Source organism: Butyrivibrio sp. MC2021, from assembly GCF_000621605.1.
In the GTDB taxonomy this organism is placed as follows: Bacteria; Bacillota; Clostridia; order Lachnospirales; family Lachnospiraceae; genus Butyrivibrio.
Map to the genome: position 1 here is coordinate 415,931 of NZ_JHXX01000001.1, position 19,553 is coordinate 435,483.

Annotated in this window: 15 protein-coding genes; 3 read left to right on the forward strand and 12 right to left on the reverse strand. The window is 42.7% G+C overall.

The features are described 5' to 3' along the window. Positions 1 to 67 precede the first annotated feature (67 nt). Positions 68 to 2,179, forward strand: a complete 2,112-nt coding sequence (locus tag T359_RS0101685; protein ID WP_026515971.1) for a cyclic nucleotide-binding domain-containing protein — start codon at positions 68 to 70, stop codon at positions 2,177 to 2,179. An 18-nt stretch (positions 2,180 to 2,197) separates the two neighbouring features. Here the strand turns inward: T359_RS0101685 and T359_RS0101690 are convergent, their stop codons facing one another. The 8 genes from T359_RS0101690 to T359_RS0101725 form a co-directional block, all read right to left on the reverse strand. Further along, positions 2,198 to 3,043 (reverse strand): sugar phosphate isomerase/epimerase family protein, encoded by an 846-nt coding sequence (locus tag T359_RS0101690; protein ID WP_026515972.1) that lies wholly within the window; start codon positions 3,041 to 3,043, stop codon positions 2,198 to 2,200. 17 nt (positions 3,044 to 3,060) lie between these two features. Then, the gene (locus T359_RS18965; protein ID WP_051544856.1) at positions 3,061 to 4,950 is read right to left on the reverse strand and encodes a family 43 glycosylhydrolase; all 1,890 of its coding nucleotides are present in this window, start codon (positions 4,948 to 4,950) and stop codon (positions 3,061 to 3,063) included. A 3-nt stretch (positions 4,951 to 4,953) separates the two neighbouring features. Then, a complete protein-coding gene (locus T359_RS0101700; RefSeq protein ID WP_035783455.1) occupies positions 4,954 to 6,582 on the reverse strand; it encodes a glycoside hydrolase family 43 protein in 1,629 nt (542 codons plus the stop codon). 13 nt (positions 6,583 to 6,595) lie between these two features. Next, positions 6,596 to 7,318: a rhamnogalacturonan acetylesterase gene (locus T359_RS0101705; protein WP_026515974.1), complete on the reverse strand. Its 723-nt coding sequence runs from the start codon at positions 7,316 to 7,318 to the stop codon at positions 6,596 to 6,598. Positions 7,319 to 7,371: 53 nt separating this feature from the next. After that, positions 7,372 to 8,247 (reverse strand): carbohydrate ABC transporter permease, encoded by an 876-nt coding sequence (locus tag T359_RS0101710; protein ID WP_081795298.1) that lies wholly within the window; start codon positions 8,245 to 8,247, stop codon positions 7,372 to 7,374. Between the two features lie 12 nt (positions 8,248 to 8,259). Next, complete coding sequence (locus T359_RS0101715; protein WP_026515976.1) at positions 8,260 to 9,216, reverse strand: ABC transporter permease; 957 nt, start codon at positions 9,214 to 9,216, stop codon at positions 8,260 to 8,262. 153 nt (positions 9,217 to 9,369) lie between these two features. Further along, positions 9,370 to 11,055 (reverse strand): ABC transporter substrate-binding protein, encoded by a 1,686-nt coding sequence (locus T359_RS0101720; RefSeq protein ID WP_026515977.1) that lies wholly within the window; start codon positions 11,053 to 11,055, stop codon positions 9,370 to 9,372. 306 nt (positions 11,056 to 11,361) lie between these two features. Next, positions 11,362 to 12,864, reverse strand: coding sequence for a UxaA family hydrolase (locus T359_RS0101725; protein WP_026515978.1), 1,503 nt, complete (start codon positions 12,862 to 12,864; stop codon positions 11,362 to 11,364). Positions 12,865 to 13,116: 252 nt separating this feature from the next. Here T359_RS0101725 and uxaC point away from each other — a divergent pair, with 252 nt between their 5' ends. After that, a complete protein-coding gene (gene uxaC / locus T359_RS0101730) occupies positions 13,117 to 14,535 on the forward strand; it encodes a glucuronate isomerase (protein ID WP_026515979.1) in 1,419 nt (472 codons plus the stop codon). A 4-nt stretch (positions 14,536 to 14,539) separates the two neighbouring features. Continuing rightward, positions 14,540 to 15,562 (forward strand): LacI family DNA-binding transcriptional regulator, encoded by a 1,023-nt coding sequence (locus T359_RS0101735; protein WP_242839021.1) that lies wholly within the window; start codon positions 14,540 to 14,542, stop codon positions 15,560 to 15,562. A gap of 46 nt (positions 15,563 to 15,608) precedes the next feature. Here T359_RS0101735 and T359_RS0101740 read toward each other — a convergent pair whose 3' ends face one another. The 4 genes from T359_RS0101740 to T359_RS0101760 form a co-directional block, all read right to left on the reverse strand. Next, positions 15,609 to 16,451 carry a helix-turn-helix domain-containing protein gene (locus T359_RS0101740; RefSeq protein WP_026515981.1) on the reverse strand — a complete coding sequence of 281 codons (843 nt, stop codon included), beginning with the start codon at positions 16,449 to 16,451 and terminating at the stop codon, positions 15,609 to 15,611. A 341-nt stretch (positions 16,452 to 16,792) separates the two neighbouring features. Continuing rightward, positions 16,793 to 17,710: a radical SAM protein gene (locus T359_RS0101750; RefSeq protein WP_197027043.1), complete on the reverse strand. Its 918-nt coding sequence runs from the start codon at positions 17,708 to 17,710 to the stop codon at positions 16,793 to 16,795. Next, positions 17,710 to 18,585, reverse strand: a complete 876-nt coding sequence (locus tag T359_RS0101755; protein ID WP_026515983.1) for an ROK family protein — start codon at positions 18,583 to 18,585, stop codon at positions 17,710 to 17,712. Before T359_RS0101755 ends, T359_RS0101750 begins: the two co-directional genes overlap by 1 nt. Positions 18,586 to 18,602: 17 nt before the next feature. Then, positions 18,603 to 19,550, reverse strand: a complete 948-nt coding sequence (locus T359_RS0101760) for a type I phosphomannose isomerase catalytic subunit (protein WP_026515984.1) — start codon at positions 19,548 to 19,550, stop codon at positions 18,603 to 18,605. Between the last annotated feature and the right edge of the window lie 3 nt (positions 19,551 to 19,553).

Sequence of the window (19,553 nt, forward strand, 5' to 3'; positions counted from 1 at the left end):
TTGAAGTGCAAATGTTATCATGATACCATTAATGTGTATACGGTATTAGGATTTCATGGAGGTTCTTATGGGACTTGTTAAGTTAGAAAAGGGCCAGGTACTTCATAAAGCTGGAAAAGATATAGTTGAAACCGTAGAGGTCATCGTAAAGGGCACTATTAAAATATCTAATGCTTTTTCCTCCATAACCTTAGGTGTGGGTGGTTTTGTCGGTATAGTCGAAACTCCCGGAAAGCCTTATTTTTATACCATCGAAGCACTGGAAGAAGGAGCAGTTTATTCATATCCCTTCACCTCAAAGGACGATATTCCCAAAGTAGTACAATCTAATCCTAAAATTGCGCCTATTTTGGCAGCCCAGTCCGCTGAAGCTGCTTCTATTACCTGTGACGTATTTGAGCAGGAGTTCAATGAAACCCTCAATGAATATGAACAAATTCAAGCTGACTTTGCCGATTACCCGAATCTTTGCATAAAAGTCGGGGAAGTTCCGAAGTCTTTTCCTGAAATCGAAGATCTTATGCCTCCGAAGAGAAGTTCAAATCTCCCGGAATGGGCAATTTCTTTTGCCCGATCCTTAAAGGCCAATGACGCTGCATTGAAGCGCGGCCTCTACCCTCTCAGTCTTGATATTGCCACAGGTATGGTAATGTCAACCTACGATATATATCAGCGGGTTTCTAAGGAATCCCAGGCTCTTTCTGAATACAGAAAAAATCTGAAGCTTAAAGCCAAAGAGTTCCAGGCAAATATGCAGGTGATCAGAGCTAAGCTCAATGGCCTTGAAAACGGTTCCGCAGAGGGTCAGTCCATGGTCGCTATTGTCAATGCCCTGAATACTATCCTTGTTTACTCTGAGGTCTCCCCTGAAATTGCCACAAAGTTTGAGGAACAGATTGCAGAGTTCAAGGCCAATAGTAACAGATACGATTCTGCAGATGAGGCAAGGGCTCTCAGAAGGAATATTTCCACCACCTTCTACGAGGTCTTCACTCCTGCTTTTTTGAAGAGCCTTAATGATGATGATATCCCGCTGGAAGTAAAGATGTTCTTCATGTTCGGATTTGTCGACGAGGAACTCGCCAGCGAAAAGTACACCATCACTTTGGCCAACATGGCAAAATCCTACGTTCCAGACCCCGACGGCAACGTTGTCCTTCTGTATGAGTGGCTTCAGAAGATTTACAATCTGGAAGTTGAGCCTTCCAGAAACGAATTCGATCAGGACTGGCTCACCTATTTAAGAGATCAGAAGCTCAGCGGAAGTCTTAAAGAAGAACAGATGGAAGAAATGATAGACGATCCCAAGGCTCGTCTTGACTTTGAGATCCACAACCTCTTTGCTCTGGGCAACAGAATGACCTTTGGACGAATCTCCTCCTTCGTTCCTGTATTTGATTCCCAGAATGTCCTTAGGCCCCTTGATATGGCCTATCAGAACACTGCCAAGGTCAATGAGTATTTCAGTTACATTCGAAGTGTTGATTTCGGCGTATTCTGCAGAAACGCTCTTTATTCCAACATGGAGATTGGCGTGCCTCAGGTGCACTATGCCGATGACGTCACACCATATATGATCCTTATGCCCAATCCCGGCAGCAGAGCCTGTCTGTGGCAGGAAATCGAGGGCAAAAAAAGAAGCACCAAGGCCCGTATGCTGGTTTCCATCTTCAATACAGAGAATACCGAAGAGTGCATGATCAAGCTCTTTGGTGAGTTCAGATGGGAAATGTGCAAAACGGAACAGGGTGTTCATTGGAACGACGTCACAGATCCGTCCCTTACCTCCATGTATTGCGACTATCTGCAGTTCTTTAAAAAGAACTCTGCCCTTTCCACAGAGCAGAAAGATAAGCTTAGAACTGATCTTAAGAAATACAGCAACAACTATAAGAACGTCTTTATCGCTGATTACCTTGCCTATGTGAAATATGAAGCAGCCAGCTCACCCAGGCTTAATAAGGTTGCCCGTGAGATTCTTTTCACCTTCTGCCCTTTTGCCAAGGAGCTTCGTGAAAAAATCGGCGACAATCCTCAATATGCCGAGCTTATAAATCATTACAATGCCCATGTAGGAGGCCAGATCAAGCCTCTTACAAACATTGTCCATCGTCTGAAAAAAGAAGAGCTCGAAGTGCCTGAGGTCATCCTCAAGCAAATCGAGCATCTCAAAAAATAAACTATTCTATTCAAATATTTATTTATTCTTAGCCTTAGCTTCATAGCTCTCAATACACTGCCTTGCAGCAACTGCATTATCAGGCTTGGTGTCCTCAAGAGTAGCGTGAATATAAGGCTTATATTTTGTGGCAAACTCCACGATACTTGTGTAGTCCATCTCTCCAAGACCGCATCCCATGCTGACAATTTTGTCCTCTGTGCATACACAGTCCTTAAGATGTATCATGCAGATGTCATCCTTAAGAAGGTCCATGGCCTCCTCAAACACCTCATATCTCTGCTCATAATTGTCAGTCCAGAGGAGGTTAACCGGGTCAAAGATGATCTGAAGATTCGGAGATTCAATTCTGTCAAGAACCTCTCTCGCTCTCTTGGGATTCCATACAATATGTCTGTAAACAGGCTCAATGGCAACGATAACGCCCATTTTCTCAGCGTATTCAACTACGGGCTTAAGGTTGGTGATAAAGGTCTCCAGAGCCTCTTTTGAATGGCATGCCTCCTTGTCATAGGAATAGGTCTCATTGGGAGCTCCTGTCTCTGTTCCAACCATTCCTGCTCCCATAATGGATGCAAAACGGATATGAGCCTTATACTTCTCCTGGGCGGCCTTAAGCTGCTGCTGATTGGGATTGGCCAGATTGAGATAACAGCCAAGAACAGCAACATCCAGGTCAGCTCTTCTGAAAGCATCCCTCATATACATGGCATAGCCCGGGGTCAGAGCTGTTGTGTCAGCAGTAAAGCCCGGCACCTTGGAAAGGGCAATATGTGTGCAGGAAAAGCCCTGTCTCTTTATCTCCTGAAGCCTCTCCTCAAAGGGAAGCTCTACTGTATCATGAAATCTGATTCCTATCTGCATAAATAATCCTCCTGATATTAAATCTCTTTATATTCCGGATTGGTAAACTCAACCCGAAGGTCTTTGCCGTCACCTTCGTAGGCATACATTCCCACCAGGGCTCCGGTAAATCTTTTGCCCCTATCATAACCCTCATCGCATAGATAATTCACATCTGCCAGAGTGGCAAAGATAATTTCTTCATCTATTCCATCACTTGAAGAGCCATATTTTATCCTATAACTTAAAACTCTTTTGAAATCTTCGGTGCTCATGGAAAGACTGATCTCATCTGCATCATCAGGAAGAGCCTCATCTGATATCAGCTCTCTGTCCTTATCGCCGATATGTTCAAAAGAATAAATGATGTTTTTACCGGTTCTATTTATTATTCCAAAGGTAAAAAAGGTGTTCTCGTCATAATAACCGGTAATGCCGGCGTGCTGTCCCTCTTCCAGAGCAGGAATCCTCATGTTTACTTCATATTCAAACTTAAATGAGGTCTGTCTTCGAAGAACAATATTCCTGGCATCCACCGTAGAAAGCGGAGCTTTGCTACCTCTTATGGACCAGCGATTTTTTCCATCCTTTATGTCAAAAGAGATATCATCGCTCTTAAAGGTCCTGGGTGTCATATAATCCAATGGCAGTCCACAGGGTGAAATACCCTCTTGCGAATAATCGGTTTTTTCCTGTTCCATATCAGCAAAAGGCTTAACCTGCATGCAGGAAGGTCCCTTCAAACCGTTGACTATGGGCCAGCCGTCGGCAGTCCAGGTCACAGGATCCAGAGCAGTCTCTCTTCCCAGAATGCTGTAGCCATCCCCCAGCTTTCTTCCGCAGAGATATACCATGAACCATCTTCCCTCCGGGGTTTCAACCAAATCTCCGTGGCCGCATCTCTGTATCGTAGCCTCCTCATCCTGCTGTCTCATAATAGGATTATAGGGGCAGGGCTCATACACTCCCATGAGCTGCCTGCTTCTCGACACAGTCACTCTGTGTCCCGGTCCGGTACCACCCTCAGCCTGCAAAAGATAGTAATAGCCATCTTTTTTGTAAATATGCGGCCCTTCAGGGGCTCTCTTGTTGCTGCCATAATACAGAAGCCTTGGCTCAGATATCTTCTTTGTCCCTGTCTTATCCAGTTCAAATATCCTGGCACCGCGGTTAAGAAGCATGTAGCGCCTTCCGTCCTCATCATTAAACAGTCCAGGATCTATTCCGTCTTCATCAATGAAGACAGGCTCAGAATATGGTCCTTCAGGCCTTTCTGAGGATACTATCATCTGTCTTCTGTAAACAGGCCCGATGTCATTTAGTCTGTAGGTAGCAGCTATATAGAACCTGCCCTCATAATAGGATATATCCGGCGCCCAATAGCCTCTTCCACCCTCCAGTTCATCCAGATACGCCCACTTGGGATCGGTAATGGCATATCCTATTATCTCCCAGTGCACAAGATCTCTTGAATGGGAAATGGGGATACATGGAAAAAAGATAAATGAGGAATTGACCATGTAGTAATCCTCGCCGACTCTGCATATCGAAGGGTCAGGGAAAAAGCCGGTTCTAATGGGGTTTCTGTAATAATCCTCATACTTATGGCCATATTTATCCTCAAGATATTTATCTATAGCCAGATAGCCTGATTTATCCGGGGTGTTTACGCAATCTGCAATATTCTCATGTACAATATCCCAGGGTGTTATAAGGTCTTTATCGCCTTCCAAAGGATCAAGACCGCATCTGTCTGTAAGATATTGAAACACTTCAGGATTACCACTCTCTGCGGCGTAATGAAGGGCTGAGCGGTGTCTGCCATCATGCTCATTCAGGCTTGCCCTGGAATACTCCACGATCCATTTTACTTTGGAAAAATCACCTGTTTTAGCCGCTTCATATATAGAAACCGGTCCAACATCCATATTTCAAAGCTCCTTAGTCTTTACATAAAGAAAATCAGCGTAGCCATGGTCAATATCATCTTTATTGCCGGAAATAGCATAGATTGCGAGCTTCGCTCCCACCCAGGTATGATCTGAAGGAGTATAGGACACTCCCAAATCTCTGTATTCAGAATCCCCAAGCTGTACACTTATCTTAAGGCTTGGATTCTTACCGGTAAAAGGCTCATGGACATTCTGGAAATAAAGCTTTTCAGAATCCATCTCTTCATCAAGATCAAAACGAAGCTTCCAAATTACCTCTGTTTTATCCGGAGAAAGGTCTGTCTTAAAAGACTCTTTGATAACTTCTATCTTATCAGCATCGCCACCCTCAGACTCTGCAATTTTGAGCATAAACTCATCATTATCGGCCTTTTCTATATATGCTGAAATGTACTGACCTCCGGTCATACATATTCCTGCCCGTTCTCCAGCTTTCAATCCGGCAACATCCATCTTTATCTCAGTTTCAAAAACAGGGAAAATAAGCTTCTGGGTAAGCACATTGGCGCTTCTCCAGATAACAGGTTCCTCTTCCCCGGATGGATTAAGGGAAAATAATCTCAGGGCTCCTGTATCGCTTTTTCCTGAAAAATCATCTCTGTGATTACCAAGCCACTGCCACTGAAGGCCGTATTTACCATCAGCAAAGTCATCAGAGGATTCAAGATATACTATATTCTCAGATATGCCGGTATCAGGCTTTTTAAGCTCATATACAGGCTCTCCTATATCATTTTCATCAGGATTAACACCCACAACTGGCCAGCCATTCTTCCAACTTACAGGCTGAAGGTGGCAGATTCTGCCATATAGGCCCCTGTCCTGGAAATGAATAAACCACTCATCCCCATTTACAGTGTCTACCAATCCTCCCTGATGAGGGCCATTGATCACTGTACTGCCGGTGTGCATAACCTCTTTTATCTCATAGGGGCCTCTGATATTTTCAGACCTCAGAACCACCTGATAGCCGTCGACCACACCGCCCGCAGGCGCCCAGATATAATAATATCCGTCTCTTTTGTAGACCTTTGGTCCCTCAATGGTAACCGCAGGATGTTCAGGGTCATTGCCATTGAAAATAAAGTGGTCCTCAGTAATTGCCTTAAGCCCATCAGGGCTCATCTCGAAAATACCGAGAATACTCTTGAATCCGATCCTGCTCTTGGCATAGCCGTGAATGACATAGGCCTTTCCATCCTCATCCCAGAAGGGACAGGGATCAATTAGACCTTTTCCCGGAAGGACGCAGACAGGCTCCTCCCACTCTCCATAGGGATCCTTGGCTCTTATAACAAAATAGCCCTCATCCGGCATACCATAATAAATGTAGAACATGCCCTCATGATATCTGATGGAAGGAGCCCAGACTCCCTGTGAATGTCTGGGGATACTGAATCTCTCCTCCGGTATATTTTTCAGAGCATAATTAACAAGCTTCCAGTTCACCAGATCCCGGGACACCAAAATAGGAAGCCCCGGAGTATAGTTGAAGCTGGAAGCCGTCATGAAATATGTATCACCGACTCTGATCACATCAGGGTCGCTGTAATCTGCAAACAATATAGGATTTTGAAAATTGCCGTTTCCTCTGTCAGAAAAGCGCATGAATACACCCCCCTTATCCATTAAACTCTATATCCAAAGTGTTACCAAGAAATGCCTCGTCGGCCAGAAGACTGCTGTAAGGCTCTCCAAGTTTCTTAAGACCTTTTGCAATCATTCCCGCATAAAGCATTGCACCCTCATATTTAAGGTGTGAATTATCTATCTTACCTTCCGGAGCCCAGGAAGCCTCTCCCGGCGCAAGGTTCATATAGTATTTCCTGGAAGCCTCATCTCCTGTTTTCTCAAGAAAGTCCCTGCTCATGGTAAAAAGGTCCACCATAGGAACATCGAACTTCTCAGCTGCCTCTTTCATACCCTTTACATATTCTGTATGTTCAGAGGGCTTAAGAGACCCGTTTTCATCAAAAAGACGCCTCTCTACAGAGGTGATAAATACAGGATATGCCATTTTATTTCTGGCAACATTTACGAATTTTCCAAGGTTAGTTATGAAGTCACCGTGAGGATCTGTGTATCTTGCCGGATCGTTAATCTTCTCATCATTATGTCCAAACTGAATGAAAAGATAATCACCTTCAGTAATCTCATCATAAATAGTCGCAAGTCTGCTTTCATCGATAAAGCTCTTGGTGCTTCTGCCATTAACAGCATGATTACAAATAACAACATCTGCTGCGGTATATCTGTCCAAAGCCTGTCCGATTCCGGTCTGCGGAAAAGTGGCAAATTTATTGCAGGCGACTGTAGAATCACCTGCCCAGAATATATGTCTCATATTTCCCCCGTTAATAGAAAAGGGGAACCGAAGTTCCCCTGATTTTTAATAAATTATTCTTTTACAGCTCCTACATTAACACCCTGTACAAAGTATTTCTGAAGGAAAGGATATGCAATCATGAAAGGAAGGATCGCACATACGATAGCTGCATAATACAGTGTATTCTGTGAAACCTTATATGCAGTTGTAGGTGTATCTCCGTCCATGATCATAACTCTCAGCTTGTACTGGAAGTTAACGTGATCAGGATTTGTAATATAGATCTGTACTGTGCTGTAGTCGTTCCATACAGTTACGGCATACATAAGACCGATTGATGCAAGAGCTGCCTTGGAAAGAGGAAGCACAATCTTGAAGAAGATCCCCATAGGGCTGCAGCCGTCGATCTTAGCAGCCTCGAAGAGTGAACCGGGGATACCCTCGAAGAAGTTCTTCATAAGTACCAGGTTATATACGTTCATACCATGCTTGATAACCAGGATCCAAATTGTATCTACAAGATGGAGCTGCTTCATAACAAGGTATTCAGGAATCATACCACCACTGAAGATCATGGTGAAAAGCAGGAAGAAAGAAAGGAAGTTTCTTCCGGGCATGTCTTCCTGAGTAAGTACATAGCCACCAAGTGTTGAAAGAACAAGACCAAGAAGTGTTCCTAAAACAGTTGTGATAACTGAGTTAAGGAATGGTCTGTAAAGTCTTACTGTTGTAAAGATTGTAAGATATCCGTTAAAGGTAAAGTCCTCAGGCCAGAATCTGAACTGATAAACACCTACAGCATTGAAGGAGTCAACTACTACCTTCCAAATAGGAATGAGAACTACTAAAGCAACAATAACGAATACAATATAGTTAACTACGTCAAATACATGCACTCTGGGTTTTTTAGATTTAACATGCATCTGAGCCTGTTTAGCCTGTGCCATAATGTCTCCTCCTTAAATAATTCCGCGTCCACGGATCTTCTTACTTGCCCAGTTACAGATAAGAACAAGAGCACAACCAACCAGAGACTTGAACAAGCCAACGGCGGTAGTATATCCGTAATCCGGAATTGCAGTAAGGAATGTTTGACGATAGATGTAGGTTGAAATAACATCGGATACGTCAAATACACGGTTGTTATATAAAACGAATACTGATTCAAAAAGGTTAAGAACCTTAGCAAGGTTAAGGATCAGCACGATAATTACCGTATTCATAAGAGCAGGTACTGTTACATACCAGATCTTCTGAAGTCTTGAAGCACCATCGATATCAGCTGCCTCATAGAGCTCAGGATTGATTCCGGAAAGGGTTGCAAGGAAAATAACGGTTCCCCAACCTGTTTCTTTCCAGATATTGATCATGTAGAAAATTGGTCGCCACATTGACTTGGTGTGAAGGAAGTCAATACTTGTAGTCAAAACTCCCCATGACTTCAATGTTTCATTAACGAAACCTGTTGAAGACTTAGACAAGAACAACTGGAAAATAGCGGCAACAACTGCCCATGACATAAAGTGTGGTAAATAGATGATTGTCTGCAGTGTCTTCTTTGCAAACATATTATGCATCTCATTAAGGAATACAGATACCAATACAGATGCAAAGGTTGTGATCAAAAGTTTGGTTATAGAAATTTGTAATGTATTACTAAATGCAGTCCAGAACTCCTTCTTAGCAAACATAGTCTGGAAGTTCTTAAGACCCACCCAGTTAATGTTTCTGAGCTTGTACTCATAAAATGAGTAACGAACTCCGAGCATTGGCCAGTAATAGATGATTATTACGAAAACCAATACAGGTAAGAACATAAGGTAATAACCAAAATTGTTCTTAATGCGTGTGCTAAGAGATTTTTTATTAATAGGAGCGCCAGTGGATGTCGTAGCAACATTTTGTTTCTTACTCATAGCAACCCTCTCCCTTTCAAAATTACGTTCACGTTACTACTTTATTATATCAATTTAACGTGAAATTTTCCAAAAAAACCCCACCCCCAATGAAGATATCTTGTACCCCTCAGGGGTGGGAATATAGTTAAAACTATTTATTTCTTCTTAGAATTACTGAGCGTTGAGCTCGTCTACGATCTGCTGAGCGATATCGCCAACTTCTGCCTGATACTGTGCAATAGCATCCTCAGGTGTGATCTCACCAGTTACAGCCTGGTTCATAAGAGTTGTCTTAAGCTCTACAAGAGTAGCCTCGTTCTCTGTAAGAGTATCACAAGATGCAGCTGCAGGAGCATCTACACAGTTCTCTGTGAAGAACTTGTTACCAGCCTGTACAAGCTCGTCGCTATCAACGAAACCGTTTGTAAGAGGAGCGATTACAAGAACTGGATCAAGGTGGTTCTTCTTCCATACAGTGTTAGGATCGTTAGGAGACTGCTTAAGGTGGAACTCACCATCAGCGTACTCATAATCCTTCTTCTTGTCAGGGTCATCAGGGTTAGTTGTGAAGGACTCAGCCTTTGTTGACCAGTGAACATCCTCAGCACCATATGTCCAAAGTGTCTGAACCTTGTCACCATCAAGCATTGTCTCAAGAAGAGCATCGAAGATAGCCTGCTCACGAGCGCTTGAACCATCCTGGTCGTCTGTGATTACCCAAACAGGAGCTTCTCTGTTGATATATCCGCCCCATGTATCCTTGATCTCCTGGATAGGAGCAAGCTGTACAAGTCTCTCATCGCCGAGATCGTTGTCAACTTCCTGCTTAGCCATGTTATCTGTAAGAGTTCTAAGCCATGTTCCAGCCCAGTATGTGAATACACCTTCTGATGTTGACTGGTCGTTAGAGAAGAACTTCTCACGAGCCTGCTTTGTTCCAGCTTCCTCTGTATCAGGATCGATAATGCCATCAGCATAAGCCTGTGCAAGTCTTGCAAGAGCATCTACAGTAGCCTGTTCCTGGAAACCATCTACCCAAACGCCATCCTTCTGATAGAATGAAGGATATGCACCCTGCCAGAACTCAGGCATATAGTTGATGTAAGGAGCCTCATCAAGCTTACCATAACCAGCTGCGATTACGCCGTATGTGCCTGACTCCTTCTCAGCGAATGCCTTAAGCATTGCATAGTAATCATCGAAAGTCTTGATGTCATCGATTGACATTCCAGCAGCATCAAGCCATGACTTCTTAACATAAGTAACACATCCGTTACCATATGTAGGAGCAAAGCCGTAAAGGTGTCCCTGGCTGTCCTTCATGTTCTCGTTAACTGAAGGAAGAGTAACTCTTGACTGGAACTCAGCATTTGCATAAGCATCAGCCATATCCCAAAGGAGCCCTGTTGTCTGATACTGTCTGAGCATTGTAGCGCTCATGATAAGAGCATCAGGATAATCAGGATCACCAGGCTGACCTGTTGTAAGAAGACGTGATACAGTGCCTGAATAATCAGAGTGATCAAGCTGGTTGATGTTAAGTGTTACAGGGTGACCAAGCTTCTCAGATACAGCAGCTTCCCACTGTGCCTTGAATGCGTCCTGTCCGTTCTCAACTGTAGCTGTAAGTGTTCCATCAACTACGATGTTAAGAGTCTCAAGTGTGAAGTCCTCTGCAGCAGCAGGTGTCTCTGCTGTCTCTGCTGTCTCAGTAGCTGCAGGAGCCTCTGTCTGTGTTGCTGTTGTGTTGTCAGCAGTCTGTGTGTCTGTTCCAGCAGGAGCGGTCTCTGATCCGCAAGCTGCAAGAGAAGCTACCATAGCTGTTGACAGAAGTAATGATAAAGCTTTCTTCTTCATTTAATTTGTTCCTCCCAGTTTAAATATTGAAAATTAAATGTAAGCGTTTTCACTTGCTTATGTGTGTACTTTAACATGTAATGAAATCCTTTGCAAGCACGAATTTTGTTAAAAAAATACCAGCATTGGTTACTTTTTCCCAGAAGCGGCGATTTTACTGGATTTCCGTAAGTGCTTACATATCAAAAATTTACAAATTTTTTTTAAAAAAATCCCCTTACATTTCATTCAGACATAAAAATAGACAAATTACAAAGGGAAATTCCAAACATCCACTGTGCAATTTGTCTATCTGTCAGAAATTGATCAGAGGGTTACGCCTCTCTTCCATATTGCCATATCATGGAAGCCTGCTTCTTCATGCTTAAGCTTCTCTCCTGATGCGGTTCTGAGGATCTTGTCAAAGAGCTCTTCACTGAGTTCATCAAAGGTTCTGCCCTCAAGAATCTGGCCTGCTCTGAAGTCGATCCAGTTACCCTTTTTATCTGCAATAGTATTGTTACTTGCAATTTTCATAGTAGGAACAGGACATGCAAAAGGTGTTCCTCTTCCTGTTGTAAACAGCACGATCTGTGCACCGGAGCTGGCCAATGCAGTAGCTGCGCAAAGATCATTACCTGGAGCACACAAAAGATTGAGACCTGTAACATCAGTTCTTTCACCATACTCAAGAACGTTCATTACCGGATAATCACCGGATTTCTGTGTGCATCCAAGGGATTTATCCTCCAGGGTTGTTATGCCGCCGGCCTTGTTTCCGGGTGAAGGATTCTCATAGATAGGCTCGCCCTGTCTGGTGAAATAGTCCTTGAAACCATTGATCATATTAACTGTATCATTAAAAGTACTCTCATCCTTACATCTATTCATAAGAATAGTCTCAGCTCCAAACATCTCAGGAACCTCAGTAAGAATAGATGTTCCGCCACATTCCACGATCTTATCGGAAATTCTTCCAACCAGCGGATTGGCAGTAATTCCTGAAAATCCGTCGGATCCGCCGCATTTAAGGCCTATGATAAGCTTGGAAGCATCAACTTCTTCTCTCTCATCTCCGGCTGCTGCATCAATAAGTTCCTGTAATAGTTCAAGACCCTCAGCAATTTCGTCATCAGACTTCTGAGCCACAAGGAACTTAACTCTTTCCTTGTCATACTCACCGATATATGGCATAAGAACATCGATATTGCTGTTCTCGCAGCCAAGGCCAAGAACAAGGACACCGCCTGCATTGGGGTGCTTGATAAGATCAGAAAGGATTGTTCTTGTATGCTCCTGATCATCTCCGGTCTGAGAGCATCCATAATTATGTGTGAAAGCTATAACCTCATCCACATTACCCTTCAACATTCTGCTTGCCTTGTTGGCAAGGGCTGTTGCAATGTTATTTACACAGCCTACTGTAGGAATGATCCAAATATCATTTCTTATTCCAACACGTCCGTCTTTTCTTACAAAGCCCTTGAAGGAAGCCTTCTTAGAACCCATAAGTGCTTTCTTTTTCTCAATATCCTCTGTGTTTGGTTCATACTTATATTCAAGAATACCTTCGAGATTGGTCTTGATATCATGGGTGTGAACCCATCTTCCCTCTGCAATATTCTCTGTGGCATGTCCTATAGCATATCCATATTTAACCACGTTAGAATCTGCTGCAATCTCTTTTATGGCCATCTTATGGCCTGCAGGAATCTCTTCTAATGAAGTAACCACTCTGCCATCTGAAATAGCAACTGTCTCGCCCTTTGCCATAGGCTCAAGACATACAATTACATTATCTTCCGGATGAATCTGTAAAAATTTTCCCATTCTCTTACCTCTTTTACATTCTTACATTTTTTGCTCGTTAACATTATTACAAATATTACAGAACCCTTAAACATTCATGTAAGCGTTTACAGTTAAATCATATATTTAAACTCCATAATCGTCAATAAATTTTTCCTATTGTATTTAGTATTCGCGTCTTGTATAATACCTTTGTAAAAAATATGAAAATGCTTACATTTATTTTTTGCTCTTTACACTTAAATAATGGAAAAAATTTGGGAGGGTATGTAAATGAAGACTTTTATGGACAAAGATTTCCTTCTTCAGTCTGATGCAGCTAAGACTATATATCACGATTACGCAGAAAATATGCCAATTCTTGATTATCATTGCCACATCAGTCCCAAGGAAATTGCAGAAGACCGTCATTTCGAAACTATTACTCAGGTATGGCTCGGTGGGGATCATTATAAATGGCGTCTTATGCGCGCTTTCGGCGTAGATGAAAAGTTCATGACAGGGGATGCTCCTGACAAGGAGAAATTCTTAATGTTCGCAAAATGCCTCGGCAAGGCTGTAGGCAATCCGCTTTATCACTGGGCTCACTTAGAGCTTCGCAAGTATTTCGGTTATAATGGTGTACTTAATGAAAAGACCGCAGAGGAAGTATATGACATCTGCAACAAGGTTCTTCAGTCACCTGACATGAGTGTACGTAAACTCATCAAGATGTCCGGTGTAACACTTATCTGCACAACCGATGATCCTATCGATACTCTTGAATGGCACGATAAGATCAGAGAAGATGCATCTTTCGATGTTAAGGTTCTTCCTGCTTGGAGACCTGACAAGGCCAAGAATATCACCAAACCGGAATTCATCTCTTATATTGCTACTCTTTCAGAAGTAAGCGGTGTTAAGATTGATTCATTTGCTTCACTTAAAGAGGCACTCAGAGTAAGACTCGACTATTTCGCTTCCAAGGGATGCAGCGTAACAGACCACGCTCTTGAATATGTTATGTACAGACCCGCTTCAGACGAAGAAATCGAGAAGATCTTCGCAAGACGTATGGCCGGTGAAGAGATCAGCTATGAGGATTCTCTTAAGTATGAGACAGCCTTCATGCTCTTCGAGGGGGAAGAGATCAAGAAGAGAGACTGGGTTCTTCAGCTTCACTTCGGATGCAAGCGCGACAACAATACTCCTATGTATGAGAAGCTTGGTCCTGATACAGGTTATGATACAATCGCAGCTTACTACCCTATGGCTGAGCTGGCAGATTTCCTTAACGCTCTGCACTGCAAGAATTCTCTTCCTAAGACAATTCTTTACAGTCTTAACCCTAACGATAACAAGATCATCAATACCACACTCAATGCATTTAACGAGGCTCCTGTTGTTGCCAAGATCCAGCAGGGAAGCGCATGGTGGTTCAATGATACCAAGATCGGTATGGAGGAACAGCTTGCATCAGTTGCTGAGTCCGGAAACCTTTCAGGATTTGTCGGAATGCTCACAGATTCAAGAAGCTTCACTTCCTATACAAGACATGATTACTTCCGTAGGATCCTTTGCAATTACCTTGGTTCCCTTGTTGAGAACGGCGAATATCCTGCAGAGGATATTGATATTCTGGGTGAGATCGCCAAGGATATCTCCTACAACAACGCAGTTAGATACTTTAAATTCGATTTAGAAACGAGATAAGCCTATGAGTAGCCAGATGACTATCTATGACATATCCAAGAAGGCCGGAGTATCCATTGCCACTGTGTCTCGTGTTCTTAACGGAAGCACCAATGTTAAACCCAGAACCAGAAAAAAGGTTATGGATATTATCGAGCAGTACGGATACAAGCCCAATGCCTTTGCAAGAGGTCTTGGCCTTAACTCCATGAAGACCATCGGCATTCTTTGCGCAGATGCATCAGACCTTTATCTTGCCAAAGCTATTTATTATATAGAACAGAATCTTCGTGAGAACGGATATAATTCAGTACTTTGCTGTACCGGTTATGAGATGCAATCCAGAAAGGAATCTCTTAATCTTCTGCTCTCTCAGCATGTTGATTCGGTTGTAATGGTAGGTTCCAACTTCATCATGAACAACTCTGAGGACAATCAATATGTACGAGATGCTGCAGCAACTGTACCTATCATGCTTCTCAATGCTGATTTTGACTGTCCCAACGTATATTGCACTCTCTGTGATGACTACAAGGCTACACAGGATGCAACAGAAAAAATGCTTGCTTCAGGAACCAAAGATATTCTTTATCTTTACAACAGTAATTCCTACAGTGGATTAAAGAAGCTTGCAGGTTTCCAGAACGCTCTTCTCTCACATGATATTCCTGTGAAGAAGCAGATGCAGCAGTGCTTCAAGGGAAGCCACGAAGATATTGACGGTGTTAAGAATTTTGTGGAAGGCCTCTACAAAAAGGGCTTAAAATTCGACGGCATAGTAACCAGTGATGATTTCCTTGCCATCGGTGCCATGAACTTCGCAAGAGCCAACAATATCAATGTTCCCGGCGATCTGCAGATTATCGGTTATAACAATTCAATACTTACTCTTTGTTCAGAACCCGATATCTCATCTGTAGACAACAGACTTGAAGATATGTGCATTCAGCTTGTGAAGACCCTGATCGGAACCCTCAGCCAGAATGAGATGCCCCAGAAGACCATCTTCTCCGGCGAACTCGTCAAAAGAGGATCCACCAATTTCTAAGCCAAATAAAGAGCTTACTCCGACAGCATTCGAAGTAAGCTCTTTTTTATTGATTTTTATCGCCAAGCAAAATATTCTTTCTATACTCTCTCGGAGAAAGATGGTACTTTTCAGCAAAGCATCTGTTAAAGGTTCGCTGGCTTTCAAAACCGGCGTCATAACATATCTCTGTGATCTGCTTATCCGTGTATCGTAGCATGGTCTGGGCATAGTCAAGACGCACTTCATTCAGGTATTGATTAAAATTCCTGTGGAAAGTCTTCGAGAAAACTCTCGATAAAGTAAATTGGCTTATTCCAAGGTCATGGGCCATGGAGGTCAATGAAATGTTATCGGCAAAGTGCGCAGATATGTACGAAACTGTCTTGTATATCAAGTCATCACTACCGATTTCTGCCTTTGGAACGAGCTCCAGCTTCGGAATAGATCTGGCCAACAATATATGTATATAAGAAAGGGCCAATGCATTCTGGTCCTTGGTAAGCTCTTTGATGTCCTGGCGTTCGAGGCCGGAGGCGAATTCATCGCAGATGGCTTTTACTGCATATATGATATCGGGATGCACATCCCTCTTACATATGACCGGTTCCAAGGGGCTTAAGTTCGATATCTCGTTCTGATAGCCTGTGGCCAGGTTGGGAGAAGCCAGAATATACGTAGCGCGGTTATCACCATCAGAGAACACCTGATAATGATGGACCATTTCAGGAAAAACAACGGCAAAGTCACCCTTTTGCATGGCATATAGATTTTGGCCAACTCCTATCGCCAATTCCCCCTCTGTCACATAAACAAATTCAACTGCTCTGTGAAGATGAGGAGCACTGTGAACGCTCTTTCTCTGGTATATTGTAAGACCAACACCGTTATCCTTATATATAGGAAGCATAGCATTTTCTCCTATTCTCAAATATCCTTATGCAAGATTTGGCTACTTTTTTAATTTTTATGACATGTATTATATACCTGAAAGTTGTAAAGTACAATATGTCGACAGGCAGTGATGATAAAGATTTAAGTAGTTGTTTTTAAAAAGGAGATTAACCATGATAAAAGCAATAAAAGATTTTTTTAACGAGTCACTTTCATATTACAAAGAGCTTGCAGCAAAAGGAGTTTATCTCGGCTAAGCTCAAACATTTAATTTGCTACCCCATATTCATTTACCTTTTTATATATCAATTTGTATACCCCCCCAATGAAAAGAAGCTGGTAATCACCAGCTTCTTTTCATATTCCCTGACAGTCAAAATCAGGGATAAAACTATCTTTTGCAGTCTCTCCCACCTGCATAAATCCCTTTACCACGCCCATATTTGCAGCATAATCTATAAGACTGTCATATTCTTTTTCTGTTATAGTCCTGTTTATCTCAGGAAAAGCCTCCAACTGACCGTTGGGAGTAAACTGATTCATAAGACTGATATACACCTTGTCTCCATATCTTTCATACAGATATTTCACTATCATCTTGGCTTGTATCAGCATTCCCGGCATAAGAAGGTGCCTTATGACAACACCCTTTTGGATTATACTCTCCCCGTCCTTATCCTCAAATATACATTCAGGCTTCTGTCTCACCATCTCATCGATAGCAGCTTTGGCGGCCTCCACATATCCGGGAGCATTGCTGTATCTTATGGCATCTTCGTTTCTGATGTATTTCAAATCAGGTAAATAAATGTCTATAAGTCCTTCGAGACTTTTTACCATATCTAAATTCAGATATGAGGAAGTATTAAGAAGAAAAGGAAGATCAAACCCCTGTTTTCTGGCGGATTCTATAGCAATTCGCACAGACGGTATGAACATATCCGCCGTAACAAGATTGATATTATTGGCCCCTTTATCCTTCAGTTCAAAAAAAATCCCAGTAAGCCTTGATATATCTATATATTTCCCCACTTCTCCCCTGCTTATCTTTTGGTTCTGACAAAAGACACAGCCCATATTGCATCCGGAAAAGAACACAGTTCCGGAACCGGCCGAGCCTGAAATACAGGGTTCTTCCCACATATGAAGGGCAGCTCTGCTGACATGCAGCATGCTGCCTTCCTTACAATAACCTTTAGTTTTATTCCTATCTATGCCGCAGTTCCTTGGACAGATCCTGCAGGAATTATATTCTTCCAACTTTTCCAAGCTCATCAATTTATCTCATATTCGTTCATAGCAAGCTTAATGGCTCCCATGATTCCCTGGTCATCATTGAGGCTTGCAGGAACTATGTATTCCTCAAGATTTTTCAGTGTTTCTGTATTGATATATCCGGCATTATATCTGGCAAAAGCAGCCCTGATCATAGGAAACAGCTGCTTCTGATGCATAACACCGCCGCCGAGAATTATCTTCTGAGGGCTGAGAGTCATGCAGAAATTGGATAAAGCCATACCTATATAATCCGCCTCCAGCTCCCAGACATTATCATTCTCCGCCAGTTCCACAGCTTTTTTGCCCCAGCGTTTCTCTATAGAAGGTCCTGATGCGAGGCCTTCGAAGCAATCCTCGTGATAAGGACAAATGCACTCACCTTTATCAGATGGCAGTTTACCAAGTCTGATATGACCAAGCTCCGGATGAAGCATTCCGTGAAGAAGCTTTCCATTAGTCATGACACCGCCGCCTATGCCTGTGCCTATGGTCAGATATATGGCATCAGTAAGGCCTTTGGCACATCCCCAGGTTATCTCCCCAAGAAGAGATCCGTTGACATCGGTATCAAAGCCCACAGGTATTCCAAGCTTGTCCTTCAGTTCTCCGACAATATTGTAATTCTTCCAGGCTGTCTTGGGCGTGGATGTGATATAGCCATAGGTTTCAGACTCTCTACACAGATCAATAGGTCCAAAGCAGGCTACTCCAAGAGCCTTGATATCTTTCCTCTTAAAATACTCTTCGATAAGAGGCATTGTTTCCGCAGGAGTAGTGGTAGGAATTGATTTTTGCTCTAAAATCTTCCCGTTTTCATCTCCAATTGCAACAACCATCTTGGTCCCGCCGGCTTCCAGTGCTCCAAATAACATAATTCTCCCCCCTATAATTAATGATGTTCCGGAATTCTTGTGATCAAAATCTCGCTATCCCCCGTAACTGTATACTTACCGGAAGAAGCAGGAATAAATAAGGACTCCCCTTTTTCCAATAAAACAGTTTTACCGCCGCAGGATACCTTTGATTTTCCTTCTATGGCAATAATGCTGACAAATGATCTCTCATCAGCCACTTCTTCATAAGCCCTGTCTTGTGTAACTATAACATGGTCAACATCAAAGAAATCACAGCTGACAAGATGTCCTGATGTACAGGTGTATGGTTCAGGCCTCTTAAGACTTGTAACATCCAAAGACTGCTTAATGTGGAGCTGTCTTGGCTTTCCGTCCGCCCCAAGTCTTCCGTAATCATATATTCTGTAAGTCACATTTGAATTCTGCTGAATTTCTGCGATGATAATTCCTTCCCCGATGGCATGTAATGTCTTGGGCGGGATAAAAAGAACATCACCTTTCTTGACCTTTACTTTATTAAGAACTTCAGTAAGGGTATTACTTTTGATTCTCTCCTCAAATTCTTCTCGGGTTATCTCATGGTCAAAGCCCTGATATAAATAGGAATCCTCATTGGCATCAAGTACATACCACATCTCAGTCTTACCGGGCTGATTCTCATTGGCATTGGCATATTCGTCATCAGGATGAACCTGGATAGATAAGGCCCTCTTGGCATCTATAAACTTTATCAGAATCGGAAACTCAGAGCAGTCTTTGCAATTAGTCCCGAGAAATTCCCAGCCTATCTCATCACGGACATTATCCAGGCTTTTTCCCGCAAATTCCCCGTCAGCAATGATGGAAGAACCGTCCTTGTGACAAGCCAGAACCCAGGCTTCAGCAAGAATGTCCCCATCATATTTGATTCCGTATTCTGAGGCAAGTCTGTGCCCTCCCCATAGATAATCCTTACAGGCAGGGATCAGTTTAAACATTTCCATATA